Source organism: Bradyrhizobium sp. 61, from assembly GCF_023073075.1.
Taxonomy (GTDB): domain Bacteria; phylum Pseudomonadota; class Alphaproteobacteria; order Rhizobiales; family Xanthobacteraceae; genus Bradyrhizobium; species Bradyrhizobium barranii.
In genome coordinates this window covers 117,408-136,006 of sequence record NZ_JADPIU010000052.1, presented here as the reverse complement: position 1 = coordinate 136,006, position 18,599 = coordinate 117,408, and the positions used below count along the sequence as shown (strand labels likewise).

Below are 18,599 nucleotides of genomic sequence, written 5' to 3'. Positions count from 1 at the left end.
AGCGACAAAAATAAGACGGCCGACGCGAGAGCTTCCCATGGGCCTGTTCGAAAGCGATAAATCCGCGCAGCGACTTCCGGTATCGCTGATCACAGGCTTTCTCGGCAGCGGCAAGACCACGCTGCTCAATCGCTTGCTGCGCCACGACGACATGAAAGACAGCGCCGTCATCATCAACGAGTACGGCGAAGTCAGCCTCGACCATCTCCTGGTCGAACGCGTCGACGGCGAAGTCGCCGTGCTCGCGAGCGGATGCATCTGCTGCACCATCCGCAGCGACCTGGAGCAGACGCTGCGAGACCTTCTGGTGAAGCGGGACCGCGGCGAGATTCCGCCGTTCCGCCGTATCCTGGTCGAGACCACCGGGCTCGCCGACCCCGCGCCGATCGTGCAGCTCCTGCTCAACAATCCGCTCGTCTCGCACTTCCTGCGGCTCGACACGGTCGTGACCACGGTCGATGCGGTCAACGCGCCGCATCAGCTAGACCGGCAGTATGAGGCGGTGAAACAGGTAGCGTTGGCCGACCGGCTGTTGATCACCAAGAGTGACCTGGTCGAGGACATCGCGGCGCTTGAGCTGCGTCTGCGGCGGCTCAATCCCGGCGCCAGAATCGAAAGCGTCAGTCACGGCGAGATCGATCCCGCGCAGCTATTCGGCGCCGGCCTGATCGATCCCGAGCTGAAAAGGATAGACGTCGAGCGCTGGCTCAACGAGCGGGCCTTCGCGGAACCAGATGCGCACGCCGGCCATTCGCATCACGATCATCACGCGCACCATGATCATGGCCATCATGATCACGATGCGTCGATCGCGAGCTTCATGCTGGCGTTCGACGAGCCGCTCGACTGGATGGCCGTGACGCACTGGCTTGCGCATTTACGCAACGCGCGCGGCCAGGATCTGCTGCGGGTGAAGGGGATCCTCAATCTCCGTGACGAACCGGCGCCGATCGTGATCCATGGCGTGCATCACGTCTTCCATCCGCCGGTCGCGCTCAGCGGCTGGCCCGACAGCGATCGCCGCTCGCGCATCGTGTTCATCACACGCGGCATCGCGCGTGCGGACGTGCTTGAGCTCTGGCAGGCCGTTCGCGCCGCGGCGTGAGGCGCGTCGAAATGAGCGACGCTGCTCTTACCCTCCCCTGGAGGGGGAGGGTGGCCAATACCGCGAGACTTCAGCTCAACCAGAATTTCGGCGTCGCTGGCTCCAGCCGGCCGCCGACGCGCACCGGCGCAATCTTCAGCGCGAGTCCCGTCGCATCGTCCGTCTCGACCGCCACGCCGCTGAGCGTCGCGACGCCAGCCGCCGGCTCGAACCGGCCGGAGGGAATCCCCGACGTGAAGCGCCGCAGCGGCTCTTCCTTCTGCATGCCGATGATGGAATCGTAATCGCCGGTCATGCCGGCGTCGGTCATGTAGGCGGTGCCGCCTGACAGAATCTGGTGGTCGGCGGTCGGCACATGGGTGTGGGTGCCGACGACGAGGCTGGCGCGGCCGTCGCAGAAGAAGCCGATGCCCTGCTTCTCGCTGGTCGCCTCGCAATGGAAGTCGACGACGATGGCGTCGGCGGCAACGCCGAGCGGGCAGGCACCAAGCTCGCGCTCGAGCGCGGCAAAGGGATCGTCGAACGGGGTCATGAAGACGCGGCCGAGCGCGTTGACGACGAGCGCATGCTTGCCGTTCTTGGTCTCCACCAGCGCGGCGCCGCGGCCGGGCGTGCCCCGCGGGTAGTTCGTCGGCCGCACCAGGCGTTCGGCGCGCTCGATGAACACCAGGGCTTCACGCTGGTCCCAGGAATGATTGCCGAGCGTCACCGCGTCGGCCCCGGCATCGAGAAACTCCTGATAGATCGCTTCCGTGATGCCGAAGCCGCCGGCGGAATTCTCGCCATTGACGACGACGAAATCGAGCGACCAGTCCTTGACCATGCCGGGCAGATATTCGGCGATGGCGTTGCGGCCGCTACGGCCGACGACATCACCCACGAAGAGAATGCGCAACTTCAGAACTCCGGAAATCGAACACGTCCGATTCCGTTAGCACATAATCCAGCGCGACGTCGTGCGATAGTGCCGGAACGGCCTTGATCTCCTGGGCCGCAAAAGCAAGCCCGATGCCGACGATCTGCTTGGTCTTGCGCAGATGCGCGAAGGTGTGGTCGTAGTGCCCCGCGCCATAGCCGATGCGATGGCCGAGACGGTCGAAGGCCGCGAGCGGCGTCAGCATGACGTCGGGGATGACTTCGGCCGCGGCCGGCGACGGCTCGGGAATGCCGAGCGGGCCGAGCATCAGGCGGTCGTTCGGATGGAAGATGCGGAAGATCAGCGACTGGCCGCGGGCGGTGACGCAGGGCAGCGCGAGCTTTGCGCCCGCCTCGGCGAGTGCCTTCATCAGCGGCAGCGGATCGATCTCGCTGCGGATCGGGGAATAGCCGGAGACGATGCTGCCGGGCAGGAGCGGGAACGGCAGCCCGCGCTTGGCGAGCTTTGCGGCGGCGGCGGTGCGCTTCTTCTCGCTCAGCGCATCGCGCGCCGCGAGGGCTTTGGCACGGAGTTCGGCTTTCGAATTGGACATGCGCTTTGGTCCCCCACGTCATCACCCACCTTGTGCGCCCTTGCGCACCGGGACGGGTGATCCAGCATTCCAGAGGCGGTGGTGATTCACACAGAGGCCGCGGCGTACTGAATGCCCCGGGCGAGCCGGAGCACGACATCTACCGAACTGGCCGCAGTTGTTTCGACAAGCACAAACCAAGCAAACAAAAGTGCGAAGCCGCGAACGCCGTTGAAGCACTCGATCCCGGAGTTCCCTACGAAAGTAGGTGGGCACCATATGTCCGAGCCCACGGGCCCGGCCAGGGACAGTTCCCTAAAGGATCGATAAGGCCCCGGGGATATATGGCTCCTGACGCACGTCGCAGCCTCGCCCGCGCAATGTAACAACGATACTGACGAACCGCCAGCCCAACGGGCGGTCCGCCCAAAATCAGCCGATCGCGATCCCGTTGCCCACCGTCCGGTTCAGGACCTGGGTCGACTTCTCGATGCGCTCGGCGGCGGCGTTGAGCGCATTCACCACGGCGGTCTGGGTCATCCGGGCGCGCTCGACGGCGGCGTTGCGGAAATCCCTGAGCTCAGTCAGCTCCTGCTCCATGGTGCGGACGCGGTTGCCGACGTCGACCAGCTCGTCGCAGACGGTCAGCGCCGCCATCACGGTGAGCCTGGCATCACCGATCTCGCCGAATTTTCCGCGCAGCGACTGAATTCGCGTCTCCAGGCTTTCGGCGAGCTTGAGCAGCCGCACCTCCTGGCCCTCCTCGCAGGCCATGCGGTATTGCCGGCCGTTGATGGTGACGTTGATGTGGCTCATCCGTCCTCTCCGGTATCGAGCACCGAGCGTATCGTGACGATTGCGGAATCCAGCCGATCGGAGATTTCGCGATTGGTGCGCTCGAGCTTGCGCGCCTTCACCAGCGCGCCGTCGAGCTCATCGGCAAGCCGCGAGCGATCCGCGCCCAGTGCCTGGATTCGCGCCGCGAGCTCGTTCTCGTCGCGATCGGCATCGCGCCGCCGCTCCACCGCGCTTTCGAGCGCGTCGAGCGCCGCCATGAGTCTGCGGGTCGCGATCTCGATCTCGACGGCCGAGGACTCCGTCATGGCAGAGCTGTTGGAAACGCGATCGTTCATGCAGTCAGCGGCGGAACCTGTGGCCTTGCCCGTGGGGCTTGCCGTCCGGCAAAAGACTCGGTTCGGCAAACGGTTAGAAGCAGAAATTTACGTGGCAAGCTAGCGGAGCGCAACGCCGCCGCGAAACTATGCACTGCTAACCAACTTTTACGGCCAAACCGACGTTTGATTGCCTTGGACTCCCGGAACCGAGGTGCTATCCCAGCCCAACCTTCCGTGGCCGCCAGGCTCCCCCCACGCGGCCCGCACCACCGCCAAGCGCCTCATTTCAGACGGATTTCAGACATGACGCAAGTCGACCACAACCGCATGGCCAACGCGATCCGTGGCCTCTCGATGGACGCTGTCGAGAAGGCGAAATCGGGCCATCCTGGCCTGCCGATGGGCGCTGCCGACGTCGCCACGGTGCTGTTCACGCAATTCCTGAAATTCGACGCCGCAGTCACCGATTGGCCCGATCGCGACCGCTTCGTGCTCTCGGCCGGCCACGGCTCGATGCTGCTCTATTCGCTGCTGTATCTGACCGGCAATGCCGGCATGACGCTGGATCAGCTCAAGCAGTTCCGCCAGCTCGGCGGCTTGACCCCGGGGCATCCCGAGAACTTCCACACCAAGGGCATCGAGACCACCACCGGTCCGCTCGGCCAGGGCATCTCGACCGCGGTCGGCATGGCGCTCGCCGAGAAGATGCTGGCCGCCGAGTTCGGCAAGAAGATCGTCGACCACCACACCTACGTGCTCGCCTCCGACGGCGACCTGATGGAAGGCGTGTCGCAGGAAGCGATCGCGATGGCCGGGCACTGGAAGCTCAACAAGCTGATCGTGCTCTACGACGACAACGGCATCTCGATCGACGGGCCGACCTCGATCTCCGATTCCGTCGACCAGGTGAAGCGCTTCAAGTCCGCGGGCTGGGCCGCCGAAAAGATCGATGGCCATGACCAGGCCGCCATCGCCGCTGCGATCACCCGCGCGCAAAAATCCAACAAGCCGACGCTGATCGCCTGCCGCACCACCATCGGCTTCGGCGCGCCGCACAAGGCCGGCACCGCGAAGGCGCATGGCGAGGCGCTCGGCGCCGACGAGCTCAAGGCCGCCAAGGAAAATCTCGGCATCTCGCTCGAGCCGTTCTCGGTGCCGGATGACGTGCTTAAGGCCTGGCGCGCAGCCGGCAGCCGCGGCGCGGCGGCACGACAGGAATGGGAAGGACGGCTCGGCGAGCTCGGCAGCCGCAAGCGCGCCGAGTTCGAGCGCCGTCTGCGTCACGAGCGTCCGGCCTCGCTCGCGAAGGCCGTGCGCGCGTACAAGAAGGAGCTGCTGGAAAAGCCGATGACCGCGGCGACCCGCAAATCCTCGGAAGCGGTGATCGAAGTCATTGCCGGCGCGATGCCGATGGAATTCCTCGCCGGCTCCGCCGATCTCACCGGCTCCAACAACAACAAGGCGAAGTCGGCGACCGCCTTCTCCGCCAAGACACCCAAGGGCCGCTTCATCCATTACGGCATCCGCGAGCACGGCATGGCGGCCGCGATGAACGGCATCTTCCTGCATGGCGGCTTCGCGCCGAACGGCGCGACCTTCCTGGTGTTCACCGACTATGCGCGTCCCGCGATGCGCCTTGCCGCGTTGATGGGCGCCGGCGTCGTCTACGTGATGACGCACGATTCCATCGGCCTCGGCGAAGACGGCCCGACCCACCAGCCGGTCGAGCATCTCGCGGCACTTCGCGCCATCCCGAACATGCGCGTGTTCCGCCCCGCCGACTCCATCGAGGTCGCCGAGTGCTGGGAGCTTGCGCTCAATCGTATCGACGGCCCGACCGTGCTGGCGCTGACACGTCAGAACCTGCCGCAGCTCCGCACCAATGCGCCGAACGACATTCCCTGCGCAGCCGGCGCCTACGAGCTGGTCGCCGCCCAGGGCGAAGCCAAGGCAACGCTGTTCGCTTCCGGCTCCGAGGTCGAGATCGCGGTCGCCGCCCAGAAGCAGCTCGCCGAGCGCGGCATCGCGTCACGGGTGGTCTCGGTGCCCTCGCTCGAGCTTTTGTTAGCGCAACCAGAAGCCAAGCGTGCCGAGATCATCGGCAACGCGCCGGTGAAGGTCGCGATCGAGGCCGCAGTGCGCTGGGGCTGGGACGCCGTGATCGGCCAGGATGGCGATTTTATCGGCATGCATTCGTTCGGCGCGAGCGCGCCGGCGAAGGATCTTTACAAGCATTTCGGCATTACCGCCGAGGCTGCGGTTAACGCTGTGCTGAAGCGCGTTAGCTGAGAGTTGAGCTTGCCAAAAAAAAGGACTACGTAGTCTCTCATATGATCAAGCATCGCCCGGCCGAACCGGGCGTCCGCCCTAAAAAACCCTCGCAGGCGCGCTAAGCGCGTTGTGCGGGATGATCGGGGTTATCGAACACGTCATTGAACGGTCATAAGGAGATGAAACATGGCAGTCCGCGTCGGAATTAACGGTTTTGGCCGCATCGGCCGCAACATCCTGCGGGCTATTGCCGAGTCCGGCCGCAAGGACATCGAGGTCGTCGGCATCAACGACCTCGGCCCGGTCGAGACCAACGCGCATCTCCTTCGCTTCGACAGCGTCCATGGCCGCTTCCCCGGCACCGTGACCGTCGATGGCGACTCCATCAACCTCGGCGGCGGCAAGATCAAGGTGACCGCCGAGCGCGATCCCTCGAAGCTGCCCTGGAAGGATCTCGGCGTCGACATCGCGATGGAATGCACCGGCATCTTCACCGCGAAGGACAAGGCGTCCGCGCATCTGGCCGCCGGCGCCAAGCGCGTGCTGGTCTCCGCACCCGCCGACGGCGCCGACGCCACCATCGTCTACGGCGTCAACCATGACACGCTGACCAAGGATCATCTGGTCGTCTCCAACGGCTCCTGCACCACCAACTGCCTCGCGCCGGTCGTGAAGGTGCTGAACGACCTGGTCGGCATCGAGACCGGCTTCATGACCACGATCCACGCCTATACCGGCGACCAGCCGACGCTCGACACCATGCACAAGGATCTCTATCGCGGCCGTGCGGCGGCGATGTCGATGATCCCGACCTCGACCGGCGCGGCGAAGGCGATCGGCCTCGTGCTGCCCGAGTTGAAGGGCAAGCTCGACGGCGTCTCGATCCGCGTGCCGTCCCCGAACGTCTCGGTCATCGACCTCAAGATCGTCGCCAAGCGCGCCACCGACGCCAAGGAAATCAACGCGGCGATGAAGCGCGCCTCCGAGCAGCAGCTCAAGGGCATTCTCGGCTACACCAACCAGCCGAACGTCTCGATCGACTTCAACCACGATCCGCACTCCTCGACCTTCCACGAGGACCAGACCAAGGTGCAGAACGGCACGCTGGTGCGCGTGCTGTCCTGGTACGACAACGAGTGGGGTTTCTCGAACCGCATGGCGGACACCGCCGTCGCGTTCGCGAAGGTGATCTAACTCCGCTCTCGTGTCCCGGACGCGATGCAGCGTGAAACGCTGCGTCGCAGATCCGGGACCCATGTCCCTCCAGCGTAGGTCCCGGTTCTGCATAGCGGCACTCCGCGCAGCTATGCGCCCGGGACAAGAGAGTGTCCGATGACCAACAAATTCCGCACCCTCGACGACGTCGATGTGAAGGGCAAGCGCGTGCTGCTGCGCGTCGATCTCAACGTGCCCATGGACAACGGGCGCGTCAGCGACGCAACCCGGCTCGAGCGCGTTGCGCCGACCATCACCGAAATCTCGGACAAGGGCGGCAAGGTCATCCTGCTCGCGCATTTCGGCCGGCCGAAAGGACGCGACCCCAAGGAGTCGCTCAAGCCGGTTGCCGAAGCGCTGTCGAAGGTCGTGAACAGGCCCGTCGCCTTCGCCGACGACTGCGTCGGCGAGCCCGCGGCCACGGCCGTAGCGGCGCTGAAAGATGGCGACATCCTGTGCCTGGAAAATACCCGCTTCCACAAGGAAGAGGAAAAGAACGATCCCGCCTTCGTCGCCGAGTTGGCGAAACTCGGCGACATCTGGGTCAATGACGCCTTCTCGGCCGCGCACCGCGCCCATGCCACGACCGAAGGCCTCGGCCACAAGCTGCCGGCCTATGCCGGCCGCACCATGCAGGCCGAGCTCGTCGCACTAGAGAAGGCGCTGGGCTCGCCGACCAAGCCCGTCATCGCGATCATCGGCGGCGCAAAGGTCTCGACCAAGATCGATCTGCTCGAAAACCTCGTGACCAAGGTCGACGCGCTCGTGATCGGCGGCGGCATGGCCAACACCTTCCTGCACGCCCAGGGCGTTGGGATCGGCAAGTCGCTGGCCGAGAAGGATCTCGCCGCGACGGCGATCCGCATCATGGAGAAGGCGGAAGCCGCCAATTGCGCGATCATCCTGCCGGTCGACGCCACCGTCGCCTATCATTTCGCGGCGAACGCGCCCTCGCATGCCTACGGGCTCGATGCGATCCCGGCCGACGGCATGATCCTCGACGTCGGCCCGCAATCGATCGCGCGCGTCCACGCCGCCATCGACGACGCCGCCACGCTGGTCTGGAACGGACCGCTCGGCGCCTTCGAGATGCAGCCCTTCGACCGCGGAACCGTGTCGGCGGCCAAGCATGCCGCCGAGCGCACCAAGGCGAAGAAGCTGATCTCGATCGCGGGCGGCGGCGACACGGTCGCGGCCCTCAACCAGGCCCATGTGGCCGGTCAATTCACCTATGTCTCGACCGCCGGTGGCGCATTTCTTGAATGGATGGAAGGCAAGCCCCTTCCCGGCGTCGAAGTTCTGCGCACCAAGTAATCAGTCGGCCTTTTAAGTCGGCCTTGCAGGCCCAAACCGGAGAAAAAGACAGATGGCTCGGATCACGTTACGTCAATTGCTCGACCATGCAGCGGAGAACGATTACGGCGTACCGGCCTTCAACATCAACAACATGGAGCAGGCGCTGGCGATCATGGACGCGGCCAACACGGTCGACGCGCCCGTCATCATCCAGGCCTCGCGCGGCGCGCGCTCCTACGCCAACGACATCATGCTCAAGCACATGATGGACGCGGTCACCGAAATCTATCCGCACATCCCGGTCTGCGTGCATCTCGACCACGGCAACGAGGCTGCGACCTGCATGACCGCGATCCAGGCCGGCTTCACCTCCGTCATGATGGACGGCTCGCTCAAGGCCGACGGCAAGAGCCCGGCCGACTGGACCTACAATGTCGGCGTCACCAAGACCGTGACCGACATGGCCCATCTCGGCGGCATCTCGGTCGAGGGTGAGCTCGGCGTGCTCGGCTCGCTCGAAACAGGCATGGGCGACAAGGAAGACGGCCACGGCGCCGAAGGCAAGCTGAGCCACGACCAGCTCCTGACCAATCCGGACGAGGCCGTGAAGTTCGTCCAGGAGACCAAGGTGGACGCGCTCGCGATCGCGATGGGCACCTCGCATGGCGCCTACAAATTCACCCGCAAGCCCGACGGCGACATCCTGGCCATGAAGGTGATCGAGGAGATCCACCGCAAGCTGCCGAACACGCATCTCGTGATGCACGGCTCCTCGTCGGTGCCGCAGGACCTCCAGGACATCATCAACGAGTTCGGCGGCAAGATGAAGCCGACCTGGGGCGTTCCGGTCGCCGAGATCCAGCGCGGCATCAAGAACGGCGTGCGCAAGATCAACATCGACACCGACAACCGCATGGCCATGACCGGCCAGATCCGCAAGGTGTTCAAGGAGCACCCGGAAGAGTTCGACCCGCGCAAGTACCTGAAGCCGGCGATGGAAGCGATGACCAAGCTGTGCAAGCAGCGGCTCCAGGAGTTCAATACCGCAGGCCAGGCCTCCAAGTTCAAGAAGGTCCTGACCCCCGCCGAGATGGCCAAGCGCTACGCCAAGGGCGAGCTGGATCCGAAGGTGGCGTAAGGCCTTCAGCCACATCCTCCCGTCATTCCGGGACACGCGAAGCGTGGGCTATGATGCGCAATTGCGCATCTGAGAATCCATAACCACAGCCTGGGGTTATGGATTCCGGGCCTGCGCCTTTCGGCGCATCCCGGAATGACAGAGGGCCCCCCTTTTACCCTGCGACGAACGTTAACTCGGCAATTGCCCGAGAACGGTCTATTTTCACAGGCAAGGGCAGCATCGTTTTGGGAGGACCTCTCGATGAATCTGACTGAGCTCAACAGGATCGCGACCGCCATGGTCGCGCCCGGCAAGGGCATCCTTGCCGCCGACGAATCCTCCGGCACCATCAAGAAGCGATTTGACGCGATCGGGGTGGAATCGACGGAAGGCAATCGCCGCGACTATCGCGAGATGCTGTTCCGCTCCAGGGAGGCCATGAGCCAGTGCATCTCCGGCGTGATCCTCTATGACGAGACGATCTGGCAGGATGCGAAGGACGGCACGCCCCTGGTCAAGCTGATCGAACAGAGCGGCGCCATCCCCGGCATCAAGGTCGACGAGGGCACGCAAGCCTTGCCGATGTGCCCGGGCGAGCTCGTCACCGTCGGGCTCGACAAGCTCGCCGAGCGCCTGAAGAAATATTACGAGCGCGGCGCCCGCTTCGCCAAATGGCGCGCGGTGATCGATATCGGCAGCGGCATTCCCTCCATGACCGCGATCGGCGTCAACGCCCATGCGCTGGCCCGCTACGCAGCGCTGTGCCAGGCCGCGCAGATCGTGCCGATCGTCGAGCCTGAGGTGCTGATGGACGGCGATCACGACATCGACCGCTGCTATGAAGTGACGACCCGCGTACTCAACAAGACCTTCCAGGAATTGCGCGTGCAGCGCGTCGCGCTCGAAGGCATGGTGCTGAAGCCGAACATGGCGATCTCGGGCAAGAAATGCGCGAAGCAGGCTCCCGTCGAGGAAGTCGCGGAGAAGACAATTCGGCTGTTGAGGGCCTGCGTGCCCGCGGCCGTGCCCGGCATCGCCTTCCTCTCCGGCGGCCAGTCGGACGAAGAGGCGACTGCGCATCTCAACGCCATGCACAAGCTCGGCCCGCTGCCCTGGGGCCTGACCTTCTCCTACGGCCGCGCGCTGCAGGCCGCGCCGCAGAAGGCCTGGTCCGGCAAGGCCGAGAATGTCGCAGCCGGCCAAAGTGCATTCAGCCATCGCGCCCGGATGAATGGTCTGGCGTCCAAGGGCGAATGGCAAAGCAGCCTGGAAAAGAAAGCAGCCTAGATCTTGTCGAACAAATCGCCTCCGCCGCGCCCGGCGCCGCGTCTCTATCTCGCGACGCCTGCCATCGATGATCCCGCTGCGTTCGCCGCCGAGCTGCCGGGCCTGCTCGCTGCCGCCGACGTCGCGGCCGTGCTGCTGCGGCTGAAGGAGACCGACCAGCGCACCATGATCACGCGCATCAAGGCGCTGGCCCCGCCGGTCCAGAAGGCGGGCGCCGCGCTGCTCGTTGAAGGTCATGCCGAACTGGTCGCACGTGGCGGCGCCGACGGCGCGCACCTACCCGGCATCGCCGCGCTGAAAGAGGCGCTGCCATCGCTCAAGCCCGATCGCATCGCCGGCGTCGGCGGGCTGACGACGCGGCACCATTCCATGGATGCGGGCGAGATAGGCGCGGACTACGTGCTGTTCGGCGAACCTGATGCAAAGGGCCAACGCCCGTCGTCCCAGGCGATCGCCGAGCGGCTGGACTGGTGGGCCGAGCTGTTCGAGCCGCCCTGCGTCGGCTTTGCCACCTCGCTCGAAGAGGCGCACGACTTCGCCGCCAGCGGCGCCGATTTCGTGCTGGTCGGCGATTTCGTCTGGTCCGATCCGCGCGGTCCCAAGGCCGCGCTGATCGAGGTCGACGCTGAGATCAAGAAGGCCCATGCGGCTGCGCTTGCGGGTCAGGAGCACGGCTAGCGCCCGACATGAAGCTCCCGCGCATCACCATCCTGGCCACGCTGCTGCTGACGGCGCCCGCGGCCGCGCAGCTCCAGATCACGCCGCCGGTGGCCACGCCGAGCGCTGTGCCTGAGAAACAGAAGCCCAAGCCGCCTCCGGCCGCCAAGAAGAAGGAGGCCGCGCCGGCGCCAAAACCTTCGGCCTCGCCCAAGCCGGCCGCCTCGCCCAAGCCGGCGCTGCCCGCAACCGTGATCCCCGCACCGGCAACCGACAATCCCAATGTCGATCTGGTGTTCGGCGCCTATCAGCGCGGCCAGTACAAGACGGCGTTCGATCTTGCCACCGCCCGCGCAGAAGCGGGCGATCCCAAGGCGATGACCATGCTCGGCGAGCTCTATTCCAACGCCATGGGCATCCGCCGCGACTACGCCAAGGCGCTGGAATGGTACAAGCGCGCCTCCGATGCCGGCGACCGCGAGGCGATGTTCGCGCTCGCCATGCTGCGAATTTCCGGCCGCGGCGGCTCGGTCGACAAGAGCGAGGCGGTGAAGCTGATGGCTTCCGCCGCCAAGCTCGGCGAGCCCAAGGCGGCCTATAACCTCGCGCTGCTTTACCTCGACGGCCAGACCCTGCCGCAGGACGTCAAGCGGTCCGCCGAGCTGCTGCGTCAGGCCGCCGATGCCGGCCTGCCCGAGGCGCAATACGCGCTGGCGACCTTCTACAAGGAAGGCACCGGCGTGCCGAAGGACCCGGAACGCGCGGTGCGGCTGCTCCAGGCGGCTTCACTGGCGGACAATGTCGATGCCGAGGTCGAATATGCCATCGCCATGTTCAACGGCACCGGCACGGTGAAGAACCAGCCGGCCGCCGTCGCGTTGCTCCGCAAGGCCTCCCGCCAGGGCAGCGCGATCGCGCAGAACCGCCTGGCCTGGGTGCTGATCAACGGCATGGGCACGTCCGTGGACAAGGTCGAGGGCTTTAAATGGCACCTGGTGGCGAAAACCTCCGGCAAGGGCGATCCGGAGCTCGACAAGCAATTGTCCGACCTGCCGGCCGAGGACCGGGGCAAGGCCGAGGCCGCCGCCAGAAAATGGCTCGGGACCAAATGACTTGACGCAAAGGCCCTCGCAGGGCACCCCATCCTTCAAACAGGCGCGATTTCGCGCCATTTCCCCCGATCAAGACCAGAGCACATGCTGTATTCCGCCACTATCAACGTCATGGTCAAGGCCGCGCGTCGCGCCGGCCGCAGCCTCAAGCGCGATCTCGGCGAGATCGAGCATCTCCAGGTCTCGCTGAAGGGGCCGGCGAATTTCGTCTCGCTCGCCGACAAGCGCGCCGAGGAGATCCTCTACCAGGACCTCGCCAAGGCCCGCCCCGGCTACGGCTTCATCGGCGAGGAAGGCGGCACCCGCGAAGGCAGCGACAAGAGCCACACCTGGATCGTCGACCCGCTCGACGGCACCACCAACTTCCTGCACGGCATCCCGCAATTCGCGATCTCGATCGGCCTCGTGCGCGAGGGCACGATCATTGCGGGCGTGATCTACAACCCCGCCAATGACGAGCTCTACATCGCCGAGCGCGGCAAGGGCGCCTTCCTCAACGACCAGCGCCTGCGCGTGGCCGGCCGCCGCCAGCTCAACGAATGCGTGGTGGCCTGCGGCCTGCCCCATATCGGCCGCGGCGACCACGAGGAATTCCGCCGCGAGATGACCGCGATCCAGGACCGTGTCGCAGGCCTCCGCCGTTTCGGCGCCGCCTCGCTCGACCTCGCTTTCGTCGCCGCCGGCCGCCTCGACGGCTACTGGGAGCGCAACCTGCAATCCTGGGACATCGCCGCCGGCATGATCATGGTGCGCGAGGCAGGCGGCACGGTGAGCGACATCGCAACGCCGGGTGATGCGCTGGTGACCGGGCATGTCGTGTGCGGCAATGAGTTCGTGCACGGGGAGCTGGTGAAGATTTTGCGGAAATAAACGGGAGGGTAAGCGGAAATCGCCCTCGCGAAAGCCTATTGACCCTTTCGTAGCAATTAGGGAGAATCTCAACCTATAGTACACCGCTCTGGGCGGAGGAATTTTTGAGATGCCAATGACCCAAGACGAACTCAAAAAGGAAATTAAGCAGAACAACGATAGTGATGTTTGGGAGGATAATTATGGTCCGACCTCAATCGCAAATTGCCTAGTGCACGAAATTTGGGTCAAAGACCAGTATAAGCAGTTTGCTAATCGCTTCGTTGTCGAGGCATCTGGGCAGATACTCTATTTCCAGACATTCGAAACGCTCGGCGCCTATTTCGACCGCCTATTCAAACAACCATCATGGTCGGAAAAGGAAGCCGCCTACTCCCTGAAGAAATTCAGCTTATACATAGCGGCATTTGTTTTTGTACTCTTCGCCTCCGTCTTGGCATACCTCGTCGCGGTGAAGGGCGATGCCAGCGGCGCACTATTGACTGCCTTTGCAGGGGTTATCGCCAGCGGCGGCACAGCTTTTTTTGGCGTCTGGGTGGCGAAACCAGCAGAGAGCACCAGCGCGTCACCGACAGGCTAGACTAGCGCCCCGGCTTCACCCGCGCCGGCGGGCCGTACGCTTCGCTTTCCTTCGCGGCCTTCGGCTCCCTGTCCCCAGCCAGCACGCGCTGCACCGAGACGAAGAACACCGGCACCATCAGCAGCGCCAAAATCACCACCGCGATCATGCCGCCCATCACGATGCTGCCGAGCGCCTGCTGGCTGGCGCCGCCGGCGCCGTGCGCAATCGCCATCGGCAGCACGCCGCAGATGAAGGCAAGGCCGGTCATCAGGATCGGGCGGAAGCGCAGGCGGCAGGCCTCGATGGTGGCGTCCACCAGCGGCTTGCCTTCTTTCCGCAGATCTTTGGCGAACTCGATGATCAGGATCGCGTCCTTTGCCGCGAGGCCGATGATGGTGATCAGGCCGACGGTGAAATAGACGTCGTTGGGCAGGCCGCGCAGCATCGCCGCAGCCACCGCGCCGACGATGCCGAGCGGCACCGTGAGCAGCACCGCGAGCGGAATGGTCCAGCTCTCGTAGAGCGCGGCAAGACACAGGAACACCACGAACACCGACAGCGCCAGCAGCAACGGCGCCTGCGAGCCCGACAGTTTTTCCTGGAGCGACTGTCCGGTCCATTCATAGCCGAAGCCGCGCGGCAATTTGCCGGCGAGCCGCTCCATCTCGGCGATCGCGTCGCCCGAGGTGAAGCCGGGTTTCGCCTCGCCGGAGATGCGCACTGCGGGATAATAATTGAAGCCCGCGATCTGCGTCGGGCCGCGCGCCCATTCGACCGTGGCGAAAGAGGAGAACGGCACGAGCTGGCCACGGCTGTTCTTGACGTTGTAGTTGAGGATGTCCTCGGTCCGCATGCGGTCGCGGGCATCGGCCTGCACCACGACGCGCTGCATGCGGCCGCGGTTCGGGAAGTCGTTGATGTAGTTCGAGCCGAGATTGGTCGAGATCGTGTTGTTGATGTCCTCGAAGGTGACGCCGAAGGCGCCCGCCTTTTCGCGGTCGATCACGAGATTGACCACGCCGGCCTCGGGCAGGCCCTCGATATAGACCTTCTGCAGCACCGGGCTCGCATTGGCCTCCGCGATCAGCTGGTCGGCGGCGCGCATCAATGCCGGATAGCCTTTCTGGCCGCGGTCCTGAAGGCGGAACGAGAAGCCCGAGGAGTTGCCGAGATTGTCGATCGGCGGCGGCTGGAGCGCAGAGATCTTTGCATCGCGGATCGACGACGACAGATCGCGGTTGATGTCGTTGACGATCGCGGCGGCGGAGTCCTTCGGCCCGCGCTCCGACCAGTCCTTCAGCGTGATGAAGGCCTGCGCGGTGTTCATGCCCTGGCCGGAGAAGCTGAAGCCGGTGAGGAAGGTGACATCCTTCACACCCGGCCGCTCGGCGAGATATTTCTCGACCTTCTCGATGACGGCCTCGGTGCGGGGATACGACGAATCCGATGGCGTCTGCACGTCGGTGGTGACGAAGCCCTGGTCATCGATCGGCAGGAAGCCGCCGGGAAGGCTGACGAAGGCCCAGGAGAGACCAACCAGCAGCGCGACATAGACCAGCATCAGGCGGCCGGTCCGCTTCAGCGAGAAGCCGACGGTGCGGGAATAGCCCTCCTTGCCGCCTTCGAGCATGCGGTTGAACCAGCCGAACACGCCCCGCTTCGCATGGCCGTGGCCGGCCGCGACGGGCTTCAGAATCGTCGCGCACAGCGCCGGCGTCAGCGACAGCGCGAGGAAGGCGGAGAAGCCGATCGCGGCGACCATGGTCACCGAGAACTGGCGGTAGATGATGCCGACCGAGCCGGGGAAGAACGCCATCGGCACGAACACCGCCATCAGCACCAGCGTGATGCCGATGATGGCGCCCGATATCTGCGCCATCGCCTTCCGCGTCGCTTCCTTCGGCGGCAGGCCTTCCTCGGACATGATGCGCTCGACGTTCTCGACCACGACGATGGCGTCGTCGACGAGGATGCCGACCGCGAGCACCATCCCGAACATCGAGAGCATGTTGATGGAATAGCCGGCGAGCAGCAGCGTGGTACACGCGCCCAGCAGCGCCACGGGCACCACGATGGTCGGGATGATGGTATAGCGGATGTTCTGCAGGAACAGGAACATCACCACGAACACCAGCACCACGGCTTCGACCAGCGTGGTCAGCACCTTCTTGATCGAGGCCTCGACCACGGGCGTGATGTTGTAGGGGATCTCGTAGGAGATGTTGGCCGGGAAGAAGCGCGACAGCTCCTTCATCTTCTCCTCGACCGCGCTCGCGGTCGCCAGCGCGTTGCCGGTCGGCGACATCAGCACGGAGAGGCCCGCGGTCGGCTTGCCGTTCAGGCGCGTGTTGAACTGGTAGCTGAGGCCGCCGACCTCTATGCGTGCGACATCCCGCAACCGCACCGTCGAACCGTCGGCATTGGCGCGCAGGATGATGGAGCCGAATTCGTCCGGGGACGAGAGCTGGCCCTTGACCAGCACTAGCGAGGAGGTGCGCTGGCTCGAGGTCGACGGCTCGGCGCCGATGCTGCCCGAAGCGACCTGTGCGTTCTGCGCGGCGATCGCCTTGTTGACGTCGTCCGCGGTCAGCCCGTAGCCGACGAGCTTTGCCGGATCGACCCAGACGCGCAAGCTGCGCTCGGTCGAATAGAGCGTGGCGCGGCCGACGCCGGGGATGCGGCGGATCTCGCCGAGCACGTTGCGGATCATGAAGTCGCCGAGGCCGACTTCGTCGAGGCTGCCGTCGGTCGAGTTCAGCGTGATGATCTGGAGCACGGCGCTCGAGGCTTCCTCGATCAGGATGCCCTGCTGGATCACCGCACGCGGCAGCCGCGCTTCGACGCGCTTGATGCGGTTCTGCACCTCGACGGAGGCGGCGCTGGTATCGGTGCCCGGCTGGAAATTGGCGATGATCTCGACCTGGCCGAGCGAGTCGCTGGTCGATTCGAAATTGAGGATGCCGGAGGCGCCGTTGAGCTCCTCCTCGATCAGCCGCGTGACGCTGTTGTAGAGGTTTTCGGGCGAGGCGCCGGGATAGCTGGTCGAAATCGAGATCGAGGGCGGCGCGATGATCGGATATTGCGCGATCGGCAGCAGCGGGACCGCGATCGCGCCGATCAAGCAGATGAACAGCGCGACCACCCAGGCGAAGATCGGCCTGTCGATGAAGAAACTCGCCATGGCGCGTTACCGCGTCAGCTTCTGGGCGTGCCGATTGTCCGCGGTGGCGTCCGCTTCCGACCAGGATTGCGGCTTCACCTTGTCGCCGGCGGCGAACTTCTGGAAGCCTTCGACCACGACCTTGTCGCCGGCCTTCAGGCCCTCGGTCACGAACCAGAGTCCGTCCTGCACCGACCCCGTGCGGACCGGCTGCACGGCGATGTGGTTGTCGTCCTTGACGACGAACACCTCGCTGCCGCCGCCGCCATTGCGCTGGATCGCCTGCTGCGGCACGGCGATCGCGTCGCTGTCGAGACCCTGGTCGATGCGGACGCGGACATACATGCCCGGCAGCAGCTCGCGCTTGGGATTGCGGAATTCGCCGCGCAAGGTCACCTGGCCGGTATGCGCATCGACCTTGGCGTCGGAGAACAACAGCTTGCCGTCGAGCGAATAAAGGGTGTTGTCGTCGAGCACGAGGCGCACCTTGGCGGCATCCGCCGCGATGCGCTCGAGGTCGCCGCTCTCGAAGGCGCGGCGGAGCTGGTTGAGCTCGGTCACCGACTGGGTGAAGTCGGCATAGATCGGATCGAGCTGCTGGATGCTGGCGAGATTGGTCTCGTTCTGCACAGCGAGCGCACCCTCGCTGACCAGCGCCGCACCGACGACGCCGTCGATTGGCGCGCGCACGGTGGCGTAGTCGAGATTGAGTTTGGCGCGTGCGAGTTCCGCCTTGCGCCCTTCGACCTCGGCATGGGCCTGACGCTCGGCCGCGATCGCCTTCTCGTTCTCGGCTTCCGGGGCGGCGCGATCCTTGGTGAGGGTGGCGATGCGGTGCGCCTGCTGCCTGGCCTGCATCAGCCCGGCCTCGGCCTTGGCGACGGCCGCCTCGGTGGCCATCACCTCGACCTCGAACGGACGCGGATCGATGCGATAGAGCGCATCGCCGGCCTTCACTTCGCTGCCCTGGCGGAACAGGCGCTCGACCACGATGCCGGAGATGCGCGGCCGCACGTCGGAGACGCGCGTCGGCGCGATGCGGCCCGGCAGCTCGCGCACCACGGCGCGCGGCTGCGGCTTGACGATGACGATGCTGACGTCAGGGTCGGCGGGCTGGGCAGCGGACACCGCAGAGACGGATTCGTCGCAGCCCGCCAGCAGCGGCGTAAAGGCCGCGAGCATGATTGCAACGCATGCCGATCGCGCGCGAAGTCCTGACATGAAGTTAAGTGCCCCGATGTTGTTGAAACTGAAATCACGCTCCGCGCGAACCCGTTCTGGGCGATTCCATGCGGCTGGTGCCGTCAAAATAGAACGTACTTGCTGCGACGCAACGCATTGCGCGGGCGGCTCAATGCCACATGACCTATCCTGCTGAGTT

At 65.1% G+C, this 18,599-nt stretch carries 16 protein-coding genes and 1 other RNA gene; 10 read left to right on the top strand and 7 right to left on the bottom strand.

Annotated features, from left to right (window positions below):
• The first annotated feature begins 37 nt into the window (after positions 1-37).
• Complete coding sequence (locus IVB46_RS15580) at positions 38-1,105, top strand: GTP-binding protein (protein ID WP_247302288.1); 1,068 nt, start codon at positions 38-40, stop codon at positions 1,103-1,105.
• Positions 1,106-1,175: 70 nt separating this feature from the next.
• Here IVB46_RS15580 and IVB46_RS15575 read toward each other — a convergent pair whose 3' ends face one another.
• From IVB46_RS15575 to IVB46_RS15555, 5 genes are all read right to left on the bottom strand, one after another.
• Entirely contained in the window at positions 1,176-2,000 is an 825-nt protein-coding gene (locus IVB46_RS15575; protein WP_028150900.1) for a TIGR00282 family metallophosphoesterase, read from the bottom strand.
• A complete protein-coding gene (locus IVB46_RS15570) occupies positions 1,978-2,574 on the bottom strand; it encodes a 5-formyltetrahydrofolate cyclo-ligase (protein WP_247302286.1) in 597 nt (198 codons plus the stop codon). Before IVB46_RS15570 ends, IVB46_RS15575 begins: the two co-directional genes overlap by 23 nt.
• A 191-nt stretch (positions 2,575-2,765) precedes the next feature.
• A non-coding RNA gene (ssrS, locus tag IVB46_RS15565) (6S RNA) lies at positions 2,766-2,926 on the bottom strand.
• Positions 2,927-2,985: 59 nt separating this feature from the next.
• Entirely contained in the window at positions 2,986-3,369 is a 384-nt protein-coding gene (locus tag IVB46_RS15560) for a cell division protein ZapA (RefSeq protein WP_028150902.1), read from the bottom strand.
• The gene (locus IVB46_RS15555) at positions 3,366-3,656 is read right to left on the bottom strand and encodes a DUF4164 domain-containing protein (RefSeq protein ID WP_011084341.1); all 291 of its coding nucleotides are present in this window, start codon (positions 3,654-3,656) and stop codon (positions 3,366-3,368) included. The genes IVB46_RS15560 and IVB46_RS15555 overlap by 4 nt, the downstream gene beginning before the upstream one ends.
• Positions 3,657-3,971: 315 nt before the next feature.
• Here IVB46_RS15555 and tkt point away from each other — a divergent pair, with 315 nt between their 5' ends.
• From tkt to IVB46_RS15510, 9 genes are all read left to right on the top strand, one after another.
• Positions 3,972-5,957: a transketolase gene (gene tkt / locus IVB46_RS15550; protein ID WP_247302284.1), complete on the top strand. Its 1,986-nt coding sequence runs from the start codon at positions 3,972-3,974 to the stop codon at positions 5,955-5,957.
• 168 nt (positions 5,958-6,125) lie between these two features.
• Positions 6,126-7,133: a type I glyceraldehyde-3-phosphate dehydrogenase gene (gene gap, locus IVB46_RS15545; protein ID WP_247302282.1), complete on the top strand. Its 1,008-nt coding sequence runs from the start codon at positions 6,126-6,128 to the stop codon at positions 7,131-7,133.
• A gap of 138 nt (positions 7,134-7,271) precedes the next feature.
• On the top strand, positions 7,272-8,468 hold the full coding sequence (locus IVB46_RS15540; RefSeq protein WP_063981025.1) for a phosphoglycerate kinase: 1,197 nt from the start codon (positions 7,272-7,274) through the stop codon (positions 8,466-8,468).
• A 52-nt stretch (positions 8,469-8,520) separates the two neighbouring features.
• Complete coding sequence (fba, locus tag IVB46_RS15535; RefSeq protein WP_071916654.1) at positions 8,521-9,588, top strand: class II fructose-bisphosphate aldolase; 1,068 nt, start codon at positions 8,521-8,523, stop codon at positions 9,586-9,588.
• A gap of 243 nt (positions 9,589-9,831) precedes the next feature.
• Complete coding sequence (locus IVB46_RS15530) at positions 9,832-10,857, top strand: class I fructose-bisphosphate aldolase (protein WP_247302280.1); 1,026 nt, start codon at positions 9,832-9,834, stop codon at positions 10,855-10,857.
• Positions 10,858-10,860: 3 nt separating this feature from the next.
• Positions 10,861-11,535 (top strand): thiamine phosphate synthase, encoded by a 675-nt coding sequence (locus IVB46_RS15525; RefSeq protein ID WP_247302278.1) that lies wholly within the window; start codon positions 10,861-10,863, stop codon positions 11,533-11,535.
• 8 nt (positions 11,536-11,543) lie between these two features.
• Positions 11,544-12,626 carry a tetratricopeptide repeat protein gene (locus IVB46_RS15520; RefSeq protein ID WP_208073093.1) on the top strand — a complete coding sequence of 361 codons (1,083 nt, stop codon included), beginning with the start codon at positions 11,544-11,546 and terminating at the stop codon, positions 12,624-12,626.
• An 84-nt stretch (positions 12,627-12,710) separates the two neighbouring features.
• Positions 12,711-13,496 carry an inositol monophosphatase family protein gene (locus IVB46_RS15515; RefSeq protein ID WP_028150910.1) on the top strand — a complete coding sequence of 262 codons (786 nt, stop codon included), beginning with the start codon at positions 12,711-12,713 and terminating at the stop codon, positions 13,494-13,496.
• A gap of 115 nt (positions 13,497-13,611) precedes the next feature.
• Positions 13,612-14,076 (top strand): hypothetical protein, encoded by a 465-nt coding sequence (locus IVB46_RS15510; protein ID WP_247302276.1) that lies wholly within the window; start codon positions 13,612-13,614, stop codon positions 14,074-14,076.
• Between the two features lies 1 nt (position 14,077).
• On the opposite strand, the gene IVB46_RS15505 is transcribed toward IVB46_RS15510, so the two are convergent.
• Together IVB46_RS15505 and IVB46_RS15500 are read right to left on the bottom strand one after the other, a co-directional pair.
• The gene (locus tag IVB46_RS15505) at positions 14,078-17,239 is read right to left on the bottom strand and encodes a multidrug efflux RND transporter permease subunit (protein ID WP_247302274.1); all 3,162 of its coding nucleotides are present in this window, start codon (positions 17,237-17,239) and stop codon (positions 14,078-14,080) included.
• Positions 17,240-17,245: 6 nt separating this feature from the next.
• Complete coding sequence (locus IVB46_RS15500) at positions 17,246-18,439, bottom strand: efflux RND transporter periplasmic adaptor subunit (protein WP_231143938.1); 1,194 nt, start codon at positions 18,437-18,439, stop codon at positions 17,246-17,248.
• Positions 18,440-18,599 lie beyond the last annotated feature (160 nt).